Annotated in this window: 4 protein-coding genes; all 4 read right to left on the bottom strand. The window is 72.3% G+C overall.

The annotated features are described in order from the left end of the window. Positions 1–23: 23 nt before the first annotated feature. Complete coding sequence (locus tag NRF20_RS00200) at positions 24–992, bottom strand: TauD/TfdA family dioxygenase (protein ID WP_398634004.1); 969 nt, start codon at positions 990–992, stop codon at positions 24–26. A 31-nt stretch (positions 993–1023) separates the two neighbouring features. Continuing rightward, positions 1024–1233, bottom strand: coding sequence for an MbtH family protein (locus tag NRF20_RS00205; RefSeq protein ID WP_398634003.1), 210 nt, complete (start codon positions 1231–1233; stop codon positions 1024–1026). Positions 1234–1315: 82 nt separating this feature from the next. Next, on the bottom strand, positions 1316–2554 hold the full coding sequence (locus NRF20_RS00210) for a cytochrome P450 (RefSeq protein WP_413751738.1): 1239 nt from the start codon (positions 2552–2554) through the stop codon (positions 1316–1318). After that, complete coding sequence (locus NRF20_RS00215) at positions 2551–23577, bottom strand: non-ribosomal peptide synthase/polyketide synthase (RefSeq protein ID WP_413754499.1); 21027 nt, start codon at positions 23575–23577, stop codon at positions 2551–2553. The genes NRF20_RS00210 and NRF20_RS00215 overlap by 4 nt, the downstream gene beginning before the upstream one ends. Positions 23578–23584: the final 7 nt, after the last annotated feature.

Below are 23584 nucleotides of genomic sequence, written 5' to 3' on the forward strand. Positions count from 1 at the left end.
CTTGGGTACTCCACGTTCTTCGATCACTTCACCAATACGTTTCCGTCGGTCGGCCGGTGGTCCCTGGACCGGCGCAGATCGGTGAAGGAGAACATCCGCTGGAGCCAGCGGTCCCTCCCGTCGAAGCGCGGTACGAAGGAGGACCGGCCGTGCAGGGTGACCCGGTTGTCGACGACGGCCAGATCCCCGGCGCACAGCCGTACGCCGTCGTAGCTGCGCCGGATCACCGCGCTGAGCTCGTCCAGCGCGGCCCAGCCGGGCTCGGTCAGGGCCCGGGTGGCCGCCTCGTCGTAGCGGAGGTCGGGATCTTCCGGGTCGCCATTGAGGATCGCGTGGGCGCTTCCCGCCCCGGCCCCACCGAAGGAGGGCGGGGGCTCGGTGACGAACTCGGGCCGACGCAGTGCCTCGCGGGTACCGGCCGTCAGCTGGGGCAGCACCCGCCGGGAGCAGCAGGTGCGCAGCTCCGCCTGTCCCTCGTGGTCGGTGCGCAGGCACAGCAGCAGTACGTAGTCCGGCCGGTGCGGATGGAAGGCGTTCTCGGTGTGGAAGGTGAGTTCCACCGACCCCGCGTTGCCCTGGAACTCTTCCTGACCGGGCACGGGGACGACGTCTTGCACCAGCGCCCCGCCTTTCTCCGCTGCGAACGAGGCGGGGTCGCCGAGCCCGTGGGCGATCAGCATAAGCAGCGCCGCGGGCAGGGCGGGGGTGCGCTGCACCGAGCCCATGACCATCGGTGTGTCGGGGAGCTCCTCCGGGCCGATCGGCAGCCCGGTGAGCAGCAGTCGGCCGTCGGGGCCTGAGTCCCGGCGGAACTCTCGTACCAGCCCGCGCAGCCAGCCGGGAGTGGCCTCCCAGCTACGGCGTGCGTCGGCAACCCACGTCGGGTCGTCGACCCGGCCCGGCGCCCGCCGCAGCAGGCCCCGGGCGATCCGCGCGACGTCCTCGAGCCCGGGGTCGGCGAGCCGTTTCACGCTCTGTTCGGTGGAGGTCATCGCGGTCCTCCCGCCCGGTGTTGACGCGCCGTCATTCACCCATCGCCTCGATCAGGCTCTTGGGCCGCATGTCGGTCCACGCACGCTCGATGTACGTCAGGCACTCCGCCCGGCTGTCGGGTCCGAACTGCCGCGACCAGCCATCGGGTACGGCCGCGAACTCGGGCCACAGCGAGTGCTGGCCCTCTTCGTTGGCCAGGACCAGGTAGGTCGCGTCGGGGTCCTCGAAGGGGTTGGTCATGGTGGTGTTTCCCAATTCGTGAGTAGGGGGTGATGAGCAGGTGTGCGCACTCGCCGCGAGTGCGGTGCCCCGCCAGTTGCGGTCAGGAGACGAACCGCACGGGCAGCGAGCTGAAGCCGCTGAGCATGGACGAGTAGATGGGCCTGGGCTCACCGGTCAGTTCGATCCTGTCGACCTGGTTGCGTAGCGCCTTGAGCATGCTGGCGATCTCCGCCCGGCCGAGGTAGGCGCCGACGCAGTAGTGCGGTCCGTGGCCGAACGACAGGTGCTTGTTGGGGGTGCGGGTGAGGTCGAAACGGTCGGGGTCTGTGAAAGCCGCCTCGTCCCGGTTGGCCGACGCGTTCCAGACGGTGACGATGTCGCCGACGGCGATGGGGACGCCGTTCAGCCGGGTGTCGGCGGTCGCGGTACGGCCGAAGTGGATGGCCGGGGTCGTCCATCGGAGCACCTCGTCGACCGCCGTGTCGATGGACACCTCGCCGCTCTTGAGCGCCTGCCACTGGTCGCGGTGTTCGACGAATGCGAGGACTGCGCCGATCATGGACAGTCGGCTGGTCTCGTCGCCGCCGAGGATGAGGCTGTAGCAGTTGGCGACGACCTCGTCCATGGTCAGCGGCCGACCCCCGACCTCCGCCGTGGCCAGGACACTGACGGCGTCAGTCCCCGGGCGTTCCCGGCGGCTCTTCGCCAGCTCGCCGAAGTAGGCGAGGATGTCATTGCGGGCCTGCCAGACGTCGAAGGGCGACTGGTCGGGCTCGTCCGAACTGAGCGCCGTCTTGGTGAGGCCGAGGAGGAAAACGCGGTCCTCCTCCGGGGCGTCGAGCAGGTCGCAGATGGCCTGGAGGGGCAGTTGCCCGGCGACATCTTTGGCGAAGTCGCACTCCGGGCGGCTGACGGCGGCCGCAACCAGGTCGTTGCTGGCCTTCTCCAGCTTCTCGACCACGCCGGCCAGGGCGCGTGGCGAGAACGCCTTGAGCAGTACGCGTCGCAGTTCGCGGTGGCGCGGTCCGTCGGTGACGGCGGCCATCACCCCGGAGGCCGAGTCGCCGCCCTGGAGAAGCGAGGCCAGGACGTTGCCCCGTTCCGAGGTGAAGCGGTCGGGCGCGAGATAGACCTCGGCCGCGTCCGCGAAACGCGTGACCACCCAGAACGCGGGCGCGCTCCGGACCGGTCCGTGCCGGTGGACCGGGTCCTGGGCGCGGAGCGTGGACCAGACCTCGGAGAGATCGTACCTGGCGTGTGTCGCGGGGTCGGCGAGGTCGAGGCCGGCCAGCGCCGACGGCGGCAGCAGGGTGCGAACGGGGGTCGTCGGGTGGGTCATGACGGGTTCCTCTTCTCCGCGCGCGCGGTATCGAGGGCGCCGACGGCGTCGGCCAGCAGGCGTCCGACGGACGCGGCGGGTCGCTCGGCTAGCAGGGTGTTGTGCGTGGCCTCGACGTCGTGCACCTCGATCCGGCCGGTCACATACGGGGCCCAGAGCGTGGGCAGTCGGCGCAGCTCGCCGTTGTCCAGCTCGGTCGCGGCACAGAACACGACATCGCCCTGGAAGCTGCGGGGCGTGTGGAGCCCAGCGATCTTGCTGTTGTTGAGGAACACGGCCTTCAGGTGGGCGAGTTGCTCCCCGGTGAAGGTGGCCACCATCTCGTCCGGGACCCGAACCCCGTCGAGAACCTGTTCCTCCGTCGGCTGGGCGACGGTCAGATCGCGGGGAAAGGCGTCGAGCAGCATCAGCAGTTCGACCTCCTCGCCCCCGTCCTGGAGTCGGACGGCCACCTCCTGGGCCACCAGCCCGCCGAAGGACCAGCCGAGCAGCCGGTACGGCCCGGACGGCTGCACCCCGCGCAGATGGGTGAGATAGTCGGCGGCCATCTCGGCGATGGTGGACGGCAGCCGCGCGGGCTCGTCGAAGCCGGCCGCCTGGAGTGCGTACATCGGGTGGCGGCCGTCCAGGTACCGGGTGAGGGCCCGGTAGGCCCAGCCGAGGCCGCCCAGGGGGTGGACGCAGAACAGCGGGGTACCCGGACCGCCGGCGCGCAGCGGCAGCAGCACACCGGTGGATCCGGAGGCGTCGCCGATGCGCAGCGCCGCGGCGAGCGCGGCCGGGGTCGGGGCCTCGAACAGCGTGCGGACGGAGACCGTGTGGCCCAGTTCGGCGCGGATCCGGCCGACGAGTCTCGCCGCCATGAGGGAGTGCCCGCCGAGCGCGAAGAAGTCGTCGTCGATGCCCACCTCGGCGAGGCCGAGCAGATCGCCGAAGAAGGCGCACAGGGCCCGCTCGTCCTCGGTGCGCGGGGCCCGGCGCGCCGGCCGGGCGGTGTCCCGGGGCGCGGGGAGCGCCGCACGGTCGAGCTTGCCGCTGGAGGTCAGCGGGAAGTCGGGCAGCACCACCACCGAGCGCGGTACGAGATGCCCGGGGAGGCGGGCCGACAGCAGGCGGTGGAGTTCGTCCGGGGTGGCGTCGCCGGTGACGTAGGCGACCAGCGCCTGGTCACGCAGGACGACGGCGGCCCGGGTCACCGAGGGAAGTTCGGTCAGCACGGCCTCGATCTCGGTGGGTTCGACCCGGACGCCGCGGACCTTGAGCTGGTGGTCGGAGCGGCCGACGAAGTCCAGCCGCCCGGCCCTGTCCCAGCGCACCAGGTCGCCCGTCCGGTACATCCGCTCGCCGGGGGTGAAGGGGTCCGCCAGGAACCGCTCCGCGGTGAGGCCGGGCCGGCCGGCGTAACCGCGCGCGACCTGGTCACCGGCGACGTACAGCTCGCCCGGGACACCGGGCGGGACGGGCCGCAGCATCTCGTCCAGCACGTAGACCCGGGTGTTGTCGATGGGCACGCCGATCGACACGGGGGGCCGGGTGCCCGGATCGGTGTCCGGGTCCCAGACCGTGGCGTCGCAGGTGACCTCGGTGGAGCCGTACTTGTAGTGCAGCGGCACCTTGAACGCGGCGGTGAAGCGCTCGTACAGATCGCGCGTGAGCCCCTCACCGCCGACGAAGATCCGGCGTAGGCCGGCGAGCCGGGACCGGTCCGCCTCGGCCAGGAGCACCTCGAGCATGGAGGGCACGAAGTGGACGGTGGTGATGCCGTGGGTGGTGAACATGCCGGTGAGATAGCGGGGGTCGCGGTGGCCGTCGGGCTCGGCGACCACCGTGCAGGCACCGGTCTGCAGGGGCCAGAACAGCTCCCAGACCGACACCGTGAACCCGATGGGTGTCTTCTGCAGGACGCGGTCCTCGGGGGTCAGCCGGTAGGTGTCCTGGAGCCAGCGCAGATGGTTGACGACGGAGCGCTGGGAGACCACCACGCCCTTGGGGCGGCCGGTCGAGCCCGAGGTGAACATGACGTACGCGGGGTGGTCCGGGAGCAGGGGTTCGGTGCGGTCCCGGTCGGTCGGATCGGTGTCCGGTCGGCGCGCGAGCGCGGTCGCGGTGCCGGGGTCGTCCAGGAGCACCGCGGGCAGCCCCGCGGGCAGCACGTGCCGGTGCCCGCTCGTGGTGATCGCGAGCGCCACGGCGGCGTCCTCACAGATCCGGGCGATCCGCTCGGCCGGGTCCTCGGGGTCGACGGGCGTGTAGGCGGCGCCCGCCTTGACCACGGCGTGTGCGGCGACGATGAGGTCGGGCGAGCGAGGCAGTGCCAGGGCCACCACCGACTCCGGGCCGAGTCCCGCGCCGATGAGCAGGTGTGCCAGCCGGTTGGCCCGGGCGTTCAGTTCGCGGTAGGTCAGGTCCACGCCGTCCGCCCTGACGGCCACGGCGTCCGGGGTGGCCCGGACGGCGCGCTCGAACAGGTCGGCCAGGGTGGCTTCCCGGCGTTCGGTCCGGGTCGCGTTCCACTCCTTAAGCAGCCGCCTCTGCTCGCCCGGCAGCAGAACGTCCAGTCCGCTGAGCGGCTGGTCGGGGTCGCCGCAGGCCTGGTCGAGCACCTGGAGAAGGCGGGCGGCCAGCCCCTGCACCGTCTCCTCGTCGAAGAGCGCGGAGGCATACTGCACCTCACCGCTCACCCCGTCCGGTTCGCCGGCCGCTCCGAACCGCTCGGTGAGGCTGAACGACAGGTCGAACTTCGCGGTGGGCAGCTGGACCTGGACGGGTTCGACGGTGAGTCCGCGCAGCGAGAGTTCCTGCCGGTCGTTGTTGCGGAACGACAGCATCACCTGGAAAAGCGGGTGTCTGGCGGGCGACCGGGCCGGATTCAGCACCTCCACGAGCCGCTCGAAGGGCACCGCCTGGTGCTCGTACGCCTCCAGGTCGGCGCGGCGGACCCGGCCGAGCAGCTCACGGAAGGTCGGATCGCCGGACGTGTCGGTGCGCAGCACCAGGGTGTTCAGGAAGAACCCGACCAGGCCGTCGAGTGCCTCGTCGTCCCGGCCGGCGACCGGGGCACCGATGGGCAGGTCGGTTCCGGCCCCGAGCCGGGTCAACAACGCGGCCAGCGCCGCATGGAGCACCATGAAGACGGTGGCGCCCTGGGCCTCGCCCACTTCGGCCAGACGGCGATGGAGTCCGGCGGGGATGTCGAGGGGAACCGCGGCGCCCGTGCCCGAGGGCCGGGCGGGCCTGGGCCGGTCGGTGGGGAGTTCCAGTTCCTCGGGAGCGCCCGAGAGGACGCTCAGCCAGTGGGCGAGCTGCTCGCCGCCCAGCCCGGCCGGGTCCTGGAGGTCGCCGAGGACGTGCCGCTGCCAGACGGCGTAGTCCGCGTACTGCACGGTCGGCGGCGTCCAGTTGGGGGGCTCCCCGAACATCCGGGCCTGATAGGCGGAGGACAGGTCGTACGCGAGCGGGCCCATCGACTCGGCGTCCCCGGCGATGTGGTGCATGAGCAGCAGCAGCACCGCTTCCTGCGGGCCCTGCCGGAACACCTGGGCGCGCAGCGGGATCTCGGTGGTGAGGTCGAAGGCGTACCCGATCGCCTCCGTCAGCCTCGCCGGGATCTCGGCCTCGGTCACGTCCGTCACCGTCAGCTCGGGCACGGCGGCGTCGGTGGGCAGCACCACCTGGTACGCGCCGTCGCCGTCCTCGGCGAACACCGTGCGCAGCGACTCGTGCCGGCCGACCAGGTCCCGCAGCGCCGCACGGAGGGCGTCGGTGTCCAGCTGTCCGCGGAGCCGGAGGGCGAGCGGGATGTTGTATGTCGCCGAGGGGCCCTCGAAGCGGTGCAGGAACCACAGTCGCTGCTGGGCGAAGGACAACGGGATGCGGTCCGGCCTCGGCAGCACCTGCAGTGCGGCGCGCGCGTCGGCCGCCCGGGCCAGCCGGGCGGCCAGGCCCGCGGGCGTCGGTGCTTCGAACACGTCCCGCACCGGCAGTTCCACGCCGAGCACCGAGCGGACGCGGCTCACCAGACGGGTCACCCGCAGGGAGTGGCCGCCCAGCGCGAAGAAGTTGTCGTCGATGGACACCGACGGCACGCCGAGGATCTCGGCGAACAGCCGGCACAGGATCTCCTCCCGGGGTGAGCGCGGCTGCCGGCCGCGGGGGTGCGCGGTCCGCTCGGGGGCGGGCAGAGCGCGCTGGTCGACCTTGCCGTTGGGCGTCAGCGGCAGCTCGTCGAGGACGACGATGCCCGCGGGGACCATGTAGCCGGGCACAGAGGACTCCAGCAACGCCCGCAGCGCCCCCCGCTCCGGTCGCTGCCGGTCGGGTGCCGGTACGACGTAGGCGTACAGGGCTCGCTCGCCCTGGGCGTCCTCGCGGGCGACGACCACCGCCCGTCCGACCGCCGGGTGTCCCGTGAGCACGGCCTCGATCTCGCCCGGCTCGATACGGAAACCGCGGATCTTGACTTGGCCGTCGGCACGGGCGGTGAACTCGAGCTGCCCGTCGGGGGTGTAGCGGACGAGGTCACCGGTGCGGTACATCCGGCTGCCGGGGGCGCCGAAGGGGTCGGCGACGAAGCGCTCGGCGGTGGCGGCCGGGGCGCCGACATAGCCGCGGGCCAGGCCGAGGCCGCCGAGATACAGCTCGCCGGGAGCCCCCGGCGGCACCGGGGTCAGCGCGGCGTCGAGGACATAGGCGCGCACACCGCTCATGGCGCGGCCGATGGGGACGGTACCGGGCAGCGCGTACGGGCGGGGCACCCGGTGGCAGATGGCGAAGGTGGTGGTCTCGGTCGGCCCGTAGACGTGCACGAAGGCGGTCTGCGGGCAGACCTCGACGGCACGGCGGAACGCGGCCGGCGAGACCAGCTCCCCGCCGGTCCACACCTCGCGCAGCGTGGCGAGGCAGTCCGGGGCCTCCTCCGCGATGACGTTGAACAGCGCGGTGGTGAGGAAGACCGAGGTCACGCCCTCGTCCACGAGGAGGGTGCGCAGCGCGTCCAGGGTGAGGTCCCCGGGCGGAGCGACGACGACCCGTCCCCCGCCGAGCAGCGGGACCCACAGCTCGTAGGTCGAGGCGTCGAAGGCGTGCGGCGAACGCATCAGCACCCGCTGGTGAGCGTCGCCTTCCCAGCTCGCGTCGAGCGCCAGGGAGACCACGTCGCGATGGGTGACGGCGATCCCCTTGGGGGTGCCGGTGGACCCGGAGGTGTACATCACATACGCGAGCTGGTCCGGGTGGTCCGCGCCGAGGGGTACGGCGGCGTCCTGCGCCTCGTCGCTTCCCGGATCGTCGATATCGATCAGGGGCAGGCCGTGGGCGATGTCGAGCCGTGCCGCCCGGGAGTGCGTCAGCACGGCGGCGGCGCCGGTGGCGGACAGGATCCGCTCCAGCCGGGACGCGGGGTACCGGGTGTCGAGCGGTACGTAGACGCCGCCCGCCTTGAGCACGGCCAGCGTGGCCACCACGAGCGACAGGGAGCGCTCCACGTGCAGGGCGACGGGCGTCTCGGGTCCCACTCCGAGGGCCCGCAGCCTGTGGGCCAGCCGCTCGGCGCGCGCGTCGAGCTCGGCGTACGTCGTCGCGATGCCGTCCGCCACGACGGCCACGGCCTGCGGAGCGCGACGGACCTGCTCGGCGAAGCGGGTGGTGATCGTGTCGGCCGGGGCCTGACGCGGTGTGCCGTTCCAGGTCTCCAGCACATGGCGGCGGTCGGTGGGCGAGAGCACGTCGATGCGGCTGAGCCGGGTGTCCGCCGCGCCCTGGGCGACGGCGGTCAGCAGACGGACCAGCCGGGCGGCCAGCTCGGTGACGGTGACTTCGTCGAACAGGTCGGTCGCGTACTCCAGGCCGCCGTCCAGGCCGCCGTGGGCTGCCTCCGCGAACGAGAGCGAGAGGTCGAACTTGGCGGCGGGCGCGACCAGTTCCTCGGCCCGCACGTCGACTCCGGGCAGGTCGAGCGTGGTGGGCCGGGCGGTGTTGTTCAACATGATCGTCGCCTGTACCAACGGCTGGTGGGCGGTGGAGCGCACCGGGTTCAGCGCCTCCACCAGCCGCTCGAACGGCACGTCCTGATGGGCGTAGGCGTCCAGGTCGACGGAGCGGACCCGGTCGAGCACCTCGCGGAAGGTGGGATCGCCGTCCAACGGGGTGCGGAGCACCAGGGTGTTGACGAAGGAACCGACGAGATCGTGGGCGGCCTCATCGGTCCGTCCGGCCACCGGGGTGCCCAGCACGACGTCGTCCCCGGCGCCGTGCCGGGCGAGCAGCGCGGCGAAAGCGGCGTGGAGCACCATGAACAGCGTGGCGCCGCCGGCGCGGGCGCATTCCGTCAGCGCTTCGTGCAGTGTCCGGGAAACCTCGAACCGTACGGTTCCGCCGCGGTGGGAGGCCACCGCGGGCCTCGGCCGGTCGGTGGGCAGCGCGATCAGTTCCGGGGCGCCTGCGAGCGTGCTGGTCCAGTGGTCGAGCTGACGGGAGATCTCGCTGTCCGCCTCCTGGTCCGACCCGAGCACCCGGCGCTGCCACAGGCAGAAGTCGGCGTACTGGACCGTCACAGGCTCCCAGTCGGGCGCGCGACCGGCGTGCCGGGCCCGATAGGCCTCGGTGAGGTCGCGGGCGAGTGGCGTCATGGACACGGCGTCGGCGGCGATGTGGTGTACCACCAGGACGAAGACCGCCTCGTCGGCGGCGGTACGCAGCAGCCAGCCGCGGACCGGGAGGTCGGTGCCCAGATCGAAGCGATGCCGCACCACCTCGCTCAGGGCCGCCGGCAGGGACTGCTCGTCGACGTCGGTGACGGTCAGGTCGGGCAGGCCGCGGTCGGGCGGGAGGATGATCTGGTGGCTCCCGTGCGCATCGGTCGCGAAGACCGTGCGCAGAATCTCGTGGCGTTGCGCGAGGTCCCCCAGGGCGGCCCGCAGAGCCGCCACGTCGAGGGCGCCCGACAGCCGCAGCGCGATGGGAATGTTGTAGGTGTCGGACGGGCCGTCGAGGGTGTGCAGGAACCAGAGCCGCTCCTGGCCGTAGGAGAGCGGGAGCCGGTCGGGGCGCGGGGTGGGTGCGAAGCGCTGCACCGGGCCGCCCGGGGTGAGCCCGGCGGCGAGCCCGGCCACCGTCGGGGTTTCGAACAGGTCGCCGAGCCGGACCGGTGTGCCGAGCGCGTTCCGGGCGCGGTTCACCAGTTGGGTGGCGAGCAGCGAATGTCCGCCGAGCCGGAAGAAGTCGTCGTCGATCGAGACCTTCTCGACGCCGAGGACCTCGGCGAAGAGCGCGCACAGGACCTCTTCGGCGGGGGTACGCGGAGCCCGGCCGCCCGGGGTGGCAGAGGGGGTGTCCGGGGCGGGCAGAGCCCGCCGGTCCAGCTTCCCGTTGGCGTTCAGCGGGATGTGGTCCAGGGTGACGAAGGCCGACGGGATCATATGCGCCGGCAGTGAGGCGGTCAGCGCCTGACGGGGATCTCCGATCGGCACGCCGGCATCGGCGGCGACCAGATAGGCCACCAGGCGGCGGTCGCCGGGGCGGTCCTCCCGCATCACGACCGCTGCCTGGGCGACGGTGTCCAGGGCCGCCAGCGCCGCCTCGACCTCTCCGGGCTCGATCCGGAAGCCGCGGATCTTCACCTGGTCGTCGACCCGGCCGCCGTACTCGAGTTGCCCCGAGGCGTTCCAGCGGGCCCGGTCGCCCACCCGGTACATCCGCGTCCCCGCGGGTCCGAAGGGGTCGGTGACGAACCGTTCGGCGGTCTGGCCGGGGCGGCCGGTGTAGCCGCGGGCCACCCCGGCGCCCGCGAGATAGAGCTCTCCCCACACACCGTCGGGCACGGGCTGGAGGAACGCGTCGAGGACGTACACCCGCGCGCCGCCGATCGGGCGTCCGATGGGGACGGGCCCGTCGGCGAGGCTGTCACCGGGTTCGATCCGGTGCGCGACGACGCCCACGGTCGTCTCGGTGGGACCGTACTCGTTGATCACCGCGGCGTCCGGGTGGCGGACGCGCCAGCGTTCCAACTGCTCGGCGTCGAGCGCCTCACCGCCGACGACGAGGTTCGTCGCGGCAAAGGCCCGGTCGGGCAGGGACTCCAGCAGCCGCAGATGGCTGGGGGTGATCTTGAGCAGATCGGGTCGCGGGGTGTTCTCGTCCAGCGCGGCGAGCCGGACCCGGCCGCCGGTGACGAGCGGGGTGAACAGCACGGTCACCGGCATGTCGAAGGCGACCGAGGAGTGCAGGAGCGCCTCGTGGGCGGCGGCCGGGTACATCGCGGTCGCCTCGTCCAGATACGCGGCCAGCGCGGCGTGCTCGACGACCACCCCCTTGGGCCGCCCTGTCGATCCGGAGGTGTAGATCAGATAGGCGGCGTCGCGCGGGTGCGGCCGGATACCGAGGCCGGTGTCCGGGTAGCGGTCGAGGTCCGCCTCGAAGGTGGCCGGGGTGATGGTCATGTGCGCGCCGGCGTCCTGGACGAGGCGGTCGACGCGGTCGGCCGGATACGCGTCGTCGATGGGCAGGTAGGCCGCCCCGGACTTGAGGACCGCCAGCAGGGCGACGACCAGGTCGGCCGTGCGCGGCAGAACAAGGGCGACGACCGATCCGGCGCCGATGCCCTGGCCCGCCAGATGACGGGCGAGCCGGTTGGCCCGCGCGTCAAGCCGGCCGTAGGTCAGCGTCCCGTCGGCCGAGACCACCGCGACGGCGTCGGGGGTGCGGGCCGCCTGGGCCTCGAACCGCTGCGGCAGCGGCGTTCCGGGCCCCCGTCGGGCGGTGGCGTTGCGGGTGACGAGCAGTTCGGTCCGCTCGGCGTCGGTGAGCAGCGGCAGACCGTGGACGGGCCGGGCGGGGTCGGCCACCACTGCGGCGAGCAGCCGCAGATAGCGGTCGGCGAAGGACTGGACGGTGTCCCGGTTCCAGAGGTCGGTGGCGTACTCGAGGACAGCGGCCCACTCCCCCTCGCGCTCCGACACGGTCAGGGACAGGTCGAACTTGGCCGTGCTCGACGGGACGTCCCCCAGCCGAACGGTGAGGCCGGGCAGCGTCGGCGGCGCGGTGTGCGCGTTCATGGTCAGCATCACCTGGAACAGCGGGTGCCGTGACCGTGACCGTACGGGGTTGAGCACCTCCACCAACTGCTCGAACGGCACGTCGGCGTGGGCGTAGGCGTCGATGTCGAACCGCCTCACCCTGCCGAGGAGTTCCTCGAAGGACGGGTTCCCGGAGACATCGGCGCGCAGAACCAGGGTGTTGGCGAACAGGCCGACGAGTTCTTCCAGCGCGGCCTCCGGGCGGCCCTCCACCGGGCTGCCGATGACGATGTCCTCGCCTGCCCCGAGGCGGCTGAGCAGGAGCGCGAGGACGGCCTGGAGCACCATGAAGGCACTGGCGTCGCGCTCGCGTCCCAGCTCCTCCACGCGGGCGCGCAGTGCGGCGGGCACGGTGAAGACGACGGCGTCACCGCGGGAGGACATCACCGTCGGCCGCGGCCGGTCGGTGGGCAGTTCCAGTTGCTCGGGGATGCCCGCGATCGCCGCGGTCCAGAACGGGATCCGGTCGTCCGGCAGTGCGCGCTGCCACAGGGCGTAGTCCGCGTACTGCACGGGCAGCGGCGCCAGTCCGGAGCCGGTGCCGGCGGCCCGCCCGGCGTAGGCCGTCGCGAGGTCGGCCGCCAGCGGCCCCATCGAGCTGCCGTCGCCCGCGATGTGGTGGAGCACGACCAGCAGGACGTACTCCTGTCCGCCGGTGTCGAACAGGGTGGCACGCACCGGGAGTTCGCTGTCCAGAGCGAAGGTGGTCGCAGCCGCGCGGGCGATCTCCTCGTCCAGCCGCGCCGCAGCACAGGCGACGACGTCGAAGGGGGCCGGGCCGTCGACGACGACCTGGTGCGCGCCCTCGGCGTCCTCGGCGATCAGGGTACGCAACGACTCGTGCCGGTCCACCACGTCGGCGAAGGCCGCCCGCAGCGCGTCGACGTCGAGGTCGCCGCTGAGCCGCAGCACGATCGGGATGGTGTAGGTGGCGGACGAGCCTTCCAGCCGGTCGAGGAACCACATCCGCTGCTGAGCCATCGACAGCGGCACGCGCCCGGGACGTTCCTGGGCGACGAGCGGCGGCCGCGCGGCCCGGGCCGCACCGATCAGCCGGGCGATCCCCGCGGCGGTGGCGTTCTCGAACACCTCCCGGAGCGGCAGCTCGACGCCGAAGTCCGTACGGATCCGGTTCACGAGCCGGGCGATGAGCAGCGAGTGACCGCCGAGCCGGAAGAAGTCGTCGTCCGCGCCGATCCCGGGAACCCCGAGTACCTCCGCGAATATCTCCGCGACCCGGCCCTCGACCACGTCCACCGTGGCCCGGCCGGAATCCGGTTCGCTCCAGTCCGGAGCCGGCAGCGCCTTGCGGTCGAGTTTGCCGTTGACGGTCAGCGGCAGCTCGTCGAGGACGATGAGCGCCGCGGGGACCATGTAGTCGGGCAGGACGCGGGCCACGCTCGAACGCAGCGCCTCCGTGTCGGCGTGCGCGCCCGGCTCGGGCACGAGGTAGGCGACGAGCCGTTTGTCACCGGGCTGCTCCTCGCGGACCACCACGGCTGCCTGGGCGATCTCCGGCGCGGCCGCGAGCGTGGCCTCGACCTCCCCGAGTTCGATGCGGAAGCCGCGGATCTTGACCTGGTCGTCGACCCGGCTCACGAATTCCAGCAGCCCCGCCCTGGTCCAGCGGGCCAGGTCGCCGGTGCGGTACATCCGGGAACCCGCGGGTCCGTACGGATTCGCGACGAAGCGGCCCGCGGTGAGCCCGGGACGGTTGTGGTAGCCGCGGGTGACCAGGTCGCCGGCGACATACAGCTCTCCGGCGGTGCCGACCGGCGTGGGGCGCAGCCGGCTGTCGAGCACGTACACCTGGGTGTTCCACACGGGAGTGCCGATGGTGATCACACCCGCGGGCAGGGGATCGCCCGGTTCGATGCGGAACACCGTGCAGCCGACCGTGGTCTCGGTGGGGCCGTACTCGTTGAGCACGGTCACTTCCGGGTGGCCGGTCCGCCAGGTGTCGAGGGCGTCGCCGAGCAGTGCTTCTCCGCCGAGGACGAGCTGTCCGCTCGGGGAGTAGCTGTCCGCGACCGCGTCGAGCAAGGTGAGGTGGCTCGGCGTGGCCTTGACGAAGTCGGGCCGGGTGACGCCGTGGTCGGTCTCGGGCCCGGTCGCGGTCCAGCGCACGAGTTCCACGCAACCACCCGAGGTGAGCGGACCCCAGAGCCCGGTGGCGGTGAGGTCGAAGGCGATCGGCGAGTGCACCAGGGCCCGCTGCCCGAGGCTTCGGTAGGTGTCGGTGGCCCAGGCCAGGTAGGCGGTCAGCGAGCGGTGCTCGACGACGACGGCCTTGGGCGTACCGGTGGAGCCGGAGGTGAAGATGACGAACGCGGCGTGCCCGGGCAGCGCCGGTACCCCGGTGGGCGCGGTGGCCGGCTGTGCGGCCACGGCCGGGTCGTCCGGCAGCACGGCGGGGATCCCGTCGAGCCCGTCGATCCGGTCGGGCGTGGTGACCACGGCGACGGGGGCGATGTCGCCGAGCATGAACTCGATCCGCTCCGCGGGCAGCCCCGGGTCGAGCGGCAGATAGGCCGCCCCCGACTTGAGTACGGCCAGCAGGGTGACCGGGACGTGTTCGGAGGTGGGCAGCAGGACACCGACGAACCGCTCGGGGCCGGCCCCGAGGGCGATGAGGTGGCGGGCCAGCCGGTTGGCGCGCGCGTCGAGTTCGGCGTACGTCAGCTCGGTGGCGCCGAAGGCGACCGCGGGGGCGTCCGGGGTACGGGCCGCCTGGGCCTCGACGAGCGCGGTGAGCGTGGACTCGGGCACCTGGTGGGCGGTGGTGTTCCAGTCGGTGAGCAGCTGCCGGCGCTCGGCCGGGCCGACGACGTCGAATTCACCGATCGCCGCCTCGGGCTCGGCGACGGCGGCTGCGAGCAGATCGACGAACCGCTCGGCGATCCGCTCGGCGGTCGGGCGGTCGAACAGGTCGGCGGCGAACTCGAGGAAGCACGACAGCCCGCCCTCGCGCTGCTCGTTCAGGAAGAACGCGAGGTCGAACTTGGCGGTCGGCGCGGTGAGCGGGAGCACCTCCCCGTCGAGGCCGGGGAGGTGTCCGGCGAGGTCCTGGACCTCTTCGAGCTCGGCGTCGACCCAGTTCAGGCTGATCTGGAACAGCGGGTGCCGCGCCGAGGAGCGTGCCGGGTTCACCGCCTCGACGACCCGCTCGAAGGGGACGTCCTGGTGGGCATAGGCAGCCAGGTCGGCCGCCCGGACCCGGGCGAGGACCTCGGTGAAGGCGGGGTTGCCCGACAGGTCGGTGCGCAGGACGAGGTTGTTGACGAAGAATCCGACGAGGCCGCCCAGCGCCTCGTCCGGGCGCCCGGCGACCGGCGAGCCGACCACGATGTCGTCGCCGGCGCCGAGCCGGTGAAGCAGGGTGATCAGAGCGGCCTGGACCACCATGAACGGCGTCACATGGTGCTCGCGGGCGAGCCTGGTCAGGCCCGAGTGGACCGCGGCGGGCACGGTGAACCCGACGGTGTCGCCACGGTGGCTGGAAACGGCGGGCCGGGGCCGGTCGGTGGGCAGCTCCATCTGCTCCGGGAGTTCCGCCAGGGCCCGCGTCCAGAAGCCGAGCTGGCGGGAGATCTCGCTGTCCGGGGCGTCCGCCGAGCCCAGCGCCGTGCGCTGCCACGCGGCGTAGTCGGCGTACTGGACCTCCAACGGCTTCCACCGCGGCGCGTGGCCCTCGGACCGCGCGGTGTAGGCGGTGATGAGGTCCTCCGCGAGCGGGGGCATCGAGAAGGCGTCACCGGCTATGTGGTGCAGCAGGACGAGCAGAACGTACTCGCCGGAGCCGAGGTCGAACAGGGTGGAGCGCAGAGGCGGCTCGACGGCCAGGCCGAACGGGACCTGGACGACTTCGGCGAGTCGGCGGTCGAGTTCGGCGGTGCCGGTCGCGACGGTGACCAGTGGCGGGACGGAGTCCCGCACGACCTGGTACGGGCCCTGCTCGTCCTCGGCGAACACGGTGCGCAGCGCCTCGTGCCGGGCGGCGACATCGCCGAGGGCGGCGTCGAGAGCGGCGACGTCGAGGTCACCGCTCAGCCGCAGGGCCACGGGCAGGTTGTACGTGGCTGACGGGCCTTCGAAGCGGTGCAGGAACCACAGGCGTTCCTGGGCGTAGGACAGCGGCAGGCGCTCGCCGCGCGGCTGGGCCGACAGCGGGGCCCGGCGCGGGGCGGCGCTGTCGAGGCGGGCGGCGATCCGCGCGGGCGTGGTGGCCTCGAACAGGGTGACCAGTTCCACGTCGGCGTCGAGCACGGTACGGATCCGGTTGGCCAGCCGGGCCACGGACAGCGAGTGGCCGCCGAGCGCGAAGAAGTCGTCGTCGAGGAAGACCTCGGGAACACCGGTCACCTCGGCGAACAGCCCGCAGATGATCTCTTCACGCGCGTTGCGCGGCGCGCGGCCCGTGACCGGTGCGAAGTCGGGTACGGGCAGCGCCTGCCGGTCGAGCTTGCCGCTGGTCATCTGCGGGAACCGGTCCATTTCGAGGACCACGGGCGGAACCATGTACTCGGGCAGTTCGGCCGCGAGCCGGGCGTGCAGTTCCTCGTGGTCGACCGGGGCCGAGGCGATGATGTAACCGACCAGCCGCTGGTCGTGGACGGCGGCAGCGGCCTGGGCGACCCCGGGGTGCGCCCGCATCGCGGACTCGATCTCGCCCAGTTCGATCCGCTGGCCACGCAGCTTCACCTGGTCGTCGGCGCGGCCGAAGTACTGAAGTGCGCCGCTTCGGTTCCAGCGCACCAGGTCGCCCGTCCGGTACATCCGGCTGCCTGGCACGCCGTAGGGGTTCGCCACGAACCGTTCGGCGGTCAGCGCCGGCCGGTCCAGATAGCCGCGGGCGAGCTGGATGCCGCCGATGTAGAGCTCTCCTGTCACCCCCGGGGGAACGGGGCGAAGGGTCCGGTCGAGCACGTATGCCTGCGTGTTGAGCACCGGGCCGCCGATGAGCACGACCTCGGGGTCCTTCGGGGTGGGCCACCGGGTGACGTCCACCGCGGCCTCGGTCGGGCCGTAGGCGTTGGTGAGGATCGGGTCCGGGTGGGGGGACTCCTCGTGGAAGCGGCGGATCAGCTCGGCCGGCATGATCTCGTCACCGGACTCGATCGCCCGTACGGAAGCGGGCAGGCCGGCCTCGGCGAGGAACGCGGCGAGCCGTGACGCGCCCAGGTGCAGCACGGTGACGGACTCGTCGTGCATGAGCTTGGAGAGGTAGACCGGGTCGCGGTGGCCGCCGGGCCGGGGCACCACGAGCGTGGCCCCGCGGGACAGCGTCCAGAACACCTCCCACACCGAGACGTCGAATCCGGTCGGGGTCGCCTGGAGCACCTGGTCCCCGGGCCCGAGATCCAGGTCCTGCTGCATCCACCAGAACCGGTTGGTCATGCCCTCGTAGGTGTTGACGGTGCCCTTGGGGCGGCCGGTGGAGCCGGAGGTGTAGATGATGTACGAGGCGTTGCCGCCGTGCCCGATGACACCGAGGTTCTCGTCACTCTCGTGCTCGGCTTCGACCGGGATCCGCTCGAAGCCCTCCACGTCGTGTTCGGCCAGGATCAGCAAGGCGCCGGAGTCCCTGAGGATGTAGGCGATCCGGTCGGCCGGATAGCCGGTGTCGACCGGGACGTAGGAGGCGCCGGCCTTGATGACGGCCCACAGCGCCACGATGAGGTCCACCGAGTAGGGCAGCATGACCGCGACCCGGGTCTCCGGGCCGACGCCGCGCTTGCGCAGCACCCGGGCGAGGCGGTTCACCCGCGCGTTGAAGGCGCCGTAGGTGACCCGCTCCCCCTCGAAGACGACGGCCTCCAGCTCGGGGTCCTGTGCCTCCATCAGCTCCACGACGGAAGTCGAGTCCATCGTGCTCGCGGTGTCGTTCCAGCTCTCCAGGATGAGCGTGCGCTCTTCGTCACCCAGCAGGTCGACTTCGGAGATCCGGCGCGCGGGGTCGGCCGTGACGGCGTCGAGCACGCGCAGGAAGCGGGTGGCGAAGGCCTCTGCGCTCTCACGGTGGTACAGGTCGGTGGCGTACTCCAGTCGGCAGTCGAGACCGCCGGTGCCCGGGTCGACGACGCAGTCGAAGTGCACGTCGAACTTGGAGGTGCCGCTCAGCACCGGGGCCGTGCGGACACTCACCCCGGGCAGGTCGAGGTGGGCCTCGGAGAAGTCCAGCCAGGCGACCATGACCTGGAAGAAGGGGTGCCGGGAGCGGGACCGCTCCGGGGCCAGGTCCTCGACCAGCCGCTCGAAGGGCACGTCCTGGTGGGCGTAGGCGGCGAGGCCGGTGTCACGCACCCGGGCGAGCAGATCGGTGAAGGCGGGATCACCGGAGGTGTCGAACCGGTAGACGAGCGTGTTGATGAAGACGCCGACGATGCCGTCCAGTGCCGAGTCCTGGCGGCCGGCGATCGCTCCGCCGATGGGGATGTCCTCGCCGGCCCCGTGGGCGGTCAGCAGCAGCGCGACGGCGGCCTGCAGCACCATGAACGGCGTGGTTCGGGTGCGGCGGGCAAGTTCCAGCATCCGGCCGTACAACTGCTGGTCGACGTGGAACTCGACGTGGTCGCCCTGGTGGCTGGCGACGGCAGGACGCGGCCGGTCGGCCGGGAAGGTGACCTCCTTGGGAAGTCCGGCGAGTGCCTCGGCCCAGTAGGCGATCTGACCCGGCAGATCGGCGGCGAGCGTTTCGCGCTGCCAGAGGGCGAAGTCGGAGTACTCCATGGCCGGCGGCGTGTACAAGGGGGCCATGCCGTCGAGGCGAGCGCTGTACGCAGCAGACAGGTACTCGGCCAGCGGCCGCATCGAGGAACCGTCGGTGGCGATGTGGTGCACCACCAGCAGCAGGATGTACTCGTCCCCACCGAGGTCGAAGAGGGTGGCCCGCAACGGGATCTCACGGGTGAGGTCGAACGGGCGAGCGGCCCTGGAGGTGAGATCGGGGTCGGGGTCGCGGATCACCTCGAGCGCGAAGCCCGTAGTGCCGGGCGCCAGGACGACCTGGTGCGGGCCCTGGGCGTCCTCGGGATAGATGGTGTGCAGGGCCTCGTGACGGTCGATCAGGTCGGTGACCGCGGCACCCAGGGCCGTGGTGTCGAGGGCTCCGCTCAGCCTGATGTCGAGCGGGATGTTGTACGTGCCGCTGCCGCCCTGGAGACGCTGGAGGAACCACATGCGCTCCTGCGCGAAGGACAGCGGTACCCGCTCGGGCCGCTCCCGCGCCACAACGGGCAAGGAGACCGACGTGCCGCCTGTCAGCAAGGCGGCGAGGCCCGCCACGGTCGGGGTGGCGAAGACGTCGCGCAGGGACAGGTCGACGCCGAACTCGTCGCGGATCCGGTGCACCAGTCGGATCATGAGGATCGAGGTGCCGCCCAAGGCGAAGAACTCGTCCTCCACGGTGAGTTCGTCGAGGCCGAGGACCTCGGCGACGACGGTGCGCAGCCGCTCCTCCGCAAGGGTGCCCGGGGCCGTCCCCGGGGCGGGAGCGGGGGCGGTGCGGCACTGAACGGGCAACTCCGCGGCACGCTCGCCGCCGGTCACCGCGAGTCGGTCCTGCGGTGTGACCACGGCGAGGTCGCCGATCGGCCGGTCGAGGTCCTCGGCGGCGAGGGCGGCGAGCCGTGACAGCCGGTCGGTCAGGATCGCCAGGGCGTCGGCGGAGAACGCCCCGGTGCGATAGGACAAGCGCAGCCGCAGGGCGGTGCCTGGGAAGAGGGAGATGGACAGCGGGTAGTGGGAGTGCAGGGCGAGGTCGGCGTCGACGAGCCGCAGCCCGCCCGCCTCCGTCCCGCTGTCCATCGGGTAGTTCTCGAAAGCGAGCACGGTGTCGAACAACTCGTCAACGCCCACGGAACGGGTGAGATCGGCGAGGCCGGCGTCCGCGTGCTCGGCCAGGGCGATCTGCCGGGTCTGCACCGCGGTCAGCAGCTCGGCGAGCGGAATCTCCGGGTCTATCCGTACCCGGACCGGCAGGGTGTTGATGAACAGGCCGATCATCGACTCGACGCCGCGCAGCCCGGCCGGGCGGGTGGAGACCGTCGCGCCGAAGACCACGTCGTCGCGGCCGGTGAACTCCCGCAGCAGCAGCGCCCACAACCCCTGCATGACGGTGTTGAGGGTGAGCCCGCGGCCGCGCGCCGCCAAGGTCAGGGCCTCGGTGACGGACTTGTCGAGGACCAGTTCGTGTTCGGCGTGGCCGTCCCCGGGCCGCCGCCGCGGCGCGAGCAGGGTCGGGCCGGACAGCCCCGCCAGCTCCTCCTTCCACGCGGCGGTGGACGCAGCGCGGTCGCGTCCGGCGAGCCAGGCGAGATACGTGCGGTAGGGCGCGGACAGCGGCAGTTCGGCCCTGCCGTACAGCTCGAACAGCTCCCGGACCAGCAGGGGCAGCGACCAGCCGTCCAGCAGCAAGTGGTGGTGGGTCACCACGAGCCGGGTGCCGAGCATGGTGAAGCGCAGCAGCGGTGGGCGCAGCACGCTGAAGCCGCGGGCCCGGTCACGGGCGAGAAAGGCTGTGAGGTCGTCGTCCCGCTCCTCCCACGGCACGGTGGTCTCGGCGGGCACGATCTGCACGGGTGCGCCGGTGGACCGACTGCGGAATCCGGCGCGCAACTGGGGGTGGCGGCGCAGCAGGGCGGTAGCGGCCGCGCGCATCCGCGCGGGGTCGAATCCCCCCTCGATGTCCAGGACGAGCTGGCCGACGTAGGGGTCGTCGTCCTCGTACAGGGAAAGGAAGAGCAGCCCTTCCTGGAGGGGGGAGAGGGGCAGCACGTCCTGGGCGCCGGGATAGCGGTCGAGTTCCCGCTGGTCGATGGTGACGAGCGGGACGTCCGCCGGAGTCAGCCTGGCGCCGCTGCCCGGGGCGGGCTCCGCCGACGCGGCGGACGCCTCGACCGGGCCGGTGGCCGGGACGATCTCGGCGAGGGCCGCCAGGGCCTCGACCGTGGGGTGGGCGAACACGTCCTGCGGTGTGAACCGGATACCGGCCGCACCGGCCCGGCTGGCCAGCCGCAGGGCGTGGATGCTGTCCATGCCCATGAAGAACAGGTTGTCGTCGACGCCGAGTTCGGGGCGTTCGATCAGTTCGGCGCCCAGGGCACGCAGGGTCCGCTCGGTCTCGGTGCGAGGCGCCCGGCCTGGCGCGGGTGCCGCGGGTTCGGGCAGCGCTCTCCGGTCGAGCTTGCCGTTGGGGGTGAGCGGGATCTCCGGAAGGGTCAGCACCGCGGCAGGTACGAGGAAGGCGGGCAGCCGGGCGGCCAGCCACTCGCGCAGATCGGTCTCGGGTTCGCCGGTGACGTACGCGACGAGCTGTTGGGCGCCGCTCCGGGTCCGCCGGGCCACGACGAGGCTCTGCCGGACCCCCGGCGCGCTGTCGAGCAGGCCCTCGACCTCACCGGGCTCGGCGCGCTGGCCGGCGATCTTCACCTGGTCGTCGACCCGGCCGACGTACTCCAGGTTGCCGTCCTGGCGTCGCCGGGCGAGGTCACCGGTGCGGTACATGCGGGAGCCCGCGGGACCGTGGGGGTCGGCGGTGAAGCGTTCCGCGGTCAGCGCGGGGCGGCCGAGGTAGCCGCGGGCGAGCTGGAGGCCCGCGAGGTACAGCTCACCGGTCACGCCGGGCGGCACCGGGTTGAGCCCCGAGTCCAGGACGTAGGCGCGGGTGTTGGCGCCCGGCAGTCCGATCGGCACCACGTCGTCGTCCGGGCCGGTGGCGTACGAGGTCACCTCGATAGCGGCCTCGGTGGGACCGTAGAGGTTCCACAACTCGGCGTCGACGGACCGGTGGAAGCGGCGGACCACCTCGGGCGGCAGCGCCTCGCCTGTGCAGGCGACGAGCCGTACGGAGGGGCCGAACTCGGCCTCGGTGAGGAAGGCGCCGAGCATCGACGGCACGAAGTGGATGATCGTGACCCGCTGCTCGCGTGTCAGCGAGGCAAGGTAGCCCGGATCGCGATGCCCCTCAGGGCGTGCCACGACGAGGGTGGCCCCCTGGACGAGGGGCCAGAAGAACTCCCACACCGAGATGTCGAAGCCGATCGGCGTCTTCTGCATGATGCGGTCGTCGGGAGTCATCCGGTGGTCGCGCTGCAGCCACCACAGACGGTTGAGCAGGCCCTCGTGCGGGACGACGACGCCCTTGGGACGGCCGGTGGAGCCGGAGGTGTACATCACGTAAGCAGCGTTGTCGCCACGGACCCGGATGCCGGGGTTCTCGGCCGACTCGTCCGCCCCCGCGTCGGCGGCGATCCGCTCGAAACCGGGGACATCTCGTTCGGCGATCACCAGGTCGGCGCCGGAGTCGGCGAGTACGTAGGCGACCCGCTCGGCGGGGTAGCCCGTCTCGACGGGGACGAAGGCGGCGCCAGCCTTGAGGACGGCCAGCACCGCGACGACGAGGTCGACGGAACGCGGCAGCATGACGGCGATCCGCGACTCGACGCCGACGCCGCGCCGGCGCAGGGCGTGCGCGAGGCGGTTGGCCCGCGCGTTGAGTTCGCCGTAGCTGACGCTCTCGCCCTCGAAGACCACGGCCTCGGCGGCCGCGTCCTGGGCCTCGATCCGCTCCACCAGCGAGCGGGTGTCGAGGGGCACGGCGGTGTCGTTCCAGTCGGCGAAGAGGCGGTGCTCGTCCGGGTCGAGAAGGTCGAGGGCGCCGAGGGGCAGCTCGGGCGTTTCGGCGGCGGCCGTCAGGAGCCGGGTGTACCGGTCCCGGTGGGCCTCGACGTCGGCCGGGGCGAACCGGTCGGGGTGGGCGTTGAAAGTGAGCTGGACGCCGTCGGCGGCGGTGTCGTCGGCGACGGCGTTGAGCACGAGGTCGCGGACCGGGCCGGAGGCCACCTGGTGCGCCGTGGCCTCGGCGCCGCCGACCACGAGACGGCCCGGTGCGAAGGAGAGCAGGTTGACGGTGGGCCCGGACAAGGCGCTGCCCTGGCCCTGCGCGCCGAGTTCTCGGCGGATCCGTTCGCCGGGGTACCGCTGGTGGCGAGTCGCCTCGGCCAGCCGTTCCCGCACCTGGGCGAGAAGGTCGGCGAAGGTGGTCGACGGCCGGACGGTCAGCCGCAGCGGCAGGTCGTTGACGAGCATCGCCGGGGTGGCGAGGGCCTGCGGGCTCATACGCGCCGCCAGGAAGACCCGGATGACGATGTCGTCGGCGCCGGTCAGACGGTGCGTGTACGCGGCCATGGCGGCGACCACCGGCAGGGACCAGCGGGCGCCGGGGAAGGCGCGCAGCCGCCCTGTGGTGCCGGCGGGCACCATCCCGGTCACCGGAGGCAGGCTGCGGGCCAGGGCCGAGGGACCGCTGCCCCACTCGGTGGAGGCGGGCAGGTCCGCGAACCGGGTGAGCCAGTACTCGCGGTCCCGCTCGTACCGCGGGGAACCGGTGTACGCGCTCTCCTCGGTGGCGACGTCGGCGAGCGGCGCGAAGGGGGCGGCCTTCGGGCTTTCGCCCGCGACGAGTGCGTTGTAGATGTCCAGCAGCCGGCCGACGTAGAGCACCTGGCCGTAGGCGTCGAGCAGGATGTGGTGGTAGCGGAAGTACAATCGGTCCCGGTCCGTGCCGAGCCGCAGGAGCGTGTGGGAGAAGAGCGGGCCGTCGGTGAGCGCGGGTGGCGTTTCCGTTTGACCGGCTTCGATCCACACGCGTGCGATGGCTTCCGGGTCCCGCTGGCCACGCAGGTCGACCACGGTGAGCGTGCCCTCGACCGCCGGGTCGACACGCTGGCGGACCGTCTGTCCGTCGTCGGTGAAGCGGACCCGCAGGGCCTCGGTCTCCGCCACCGCCTGCCGGACCGCCCGCTCCAGCAGGCCGAAGTCGAGAGGGGCCGCGGTGTCGACGTAGACACCGCAGACGAACATGGGGTTGTCGGGTTCGAGCTGCTGGGCCACCCAGACACCGTGCTGAGCCGCCGTCAGTGCGATGCCGCGGCCCGTATCTGTCGCTGCCATCTCCACG

This window comes from Streptomyces sp. R-74717, assembly GCF_047305335.1.
Taxonomy (GTDB): domain Bacteria; phylum Actinomycetota; class Actinomycetes; order Streptomycetales; family Streptomycetaceae; genus Streptomyces; species Streptomyces atratus.

Coding starts and splice junctions, on each gene's coding strand:
- NRF20_RS00200 (WP_398634004.1), bottom strand. CDS start 992: ATGACCTCCACCGAACAGAGCGTGAAACGGCTCGCCGACCCCGGGCTC.
- NRF20_RS00205 (WP_398634003.1), bottom strand. CDS start 1,233: ATGACCAACCCCTTCGAGGACCCCGACGCGACCTACCTGGTCCTGGCC.
- NRF20_RS00210 (WP_413751738.1), bottom strand. CDS start 2,554: ATGACCCACCCGACGACCCCCGTTCGCACCCTGCTGCCGCCGTCGGCG.
- NRF20_RS00215 (WP_413754499.1), bottom strand. CDS start 23,577: ATGGCAGCGACAGATACGGGCCGCGGCATCGCACTGACGGCGGCTCAG.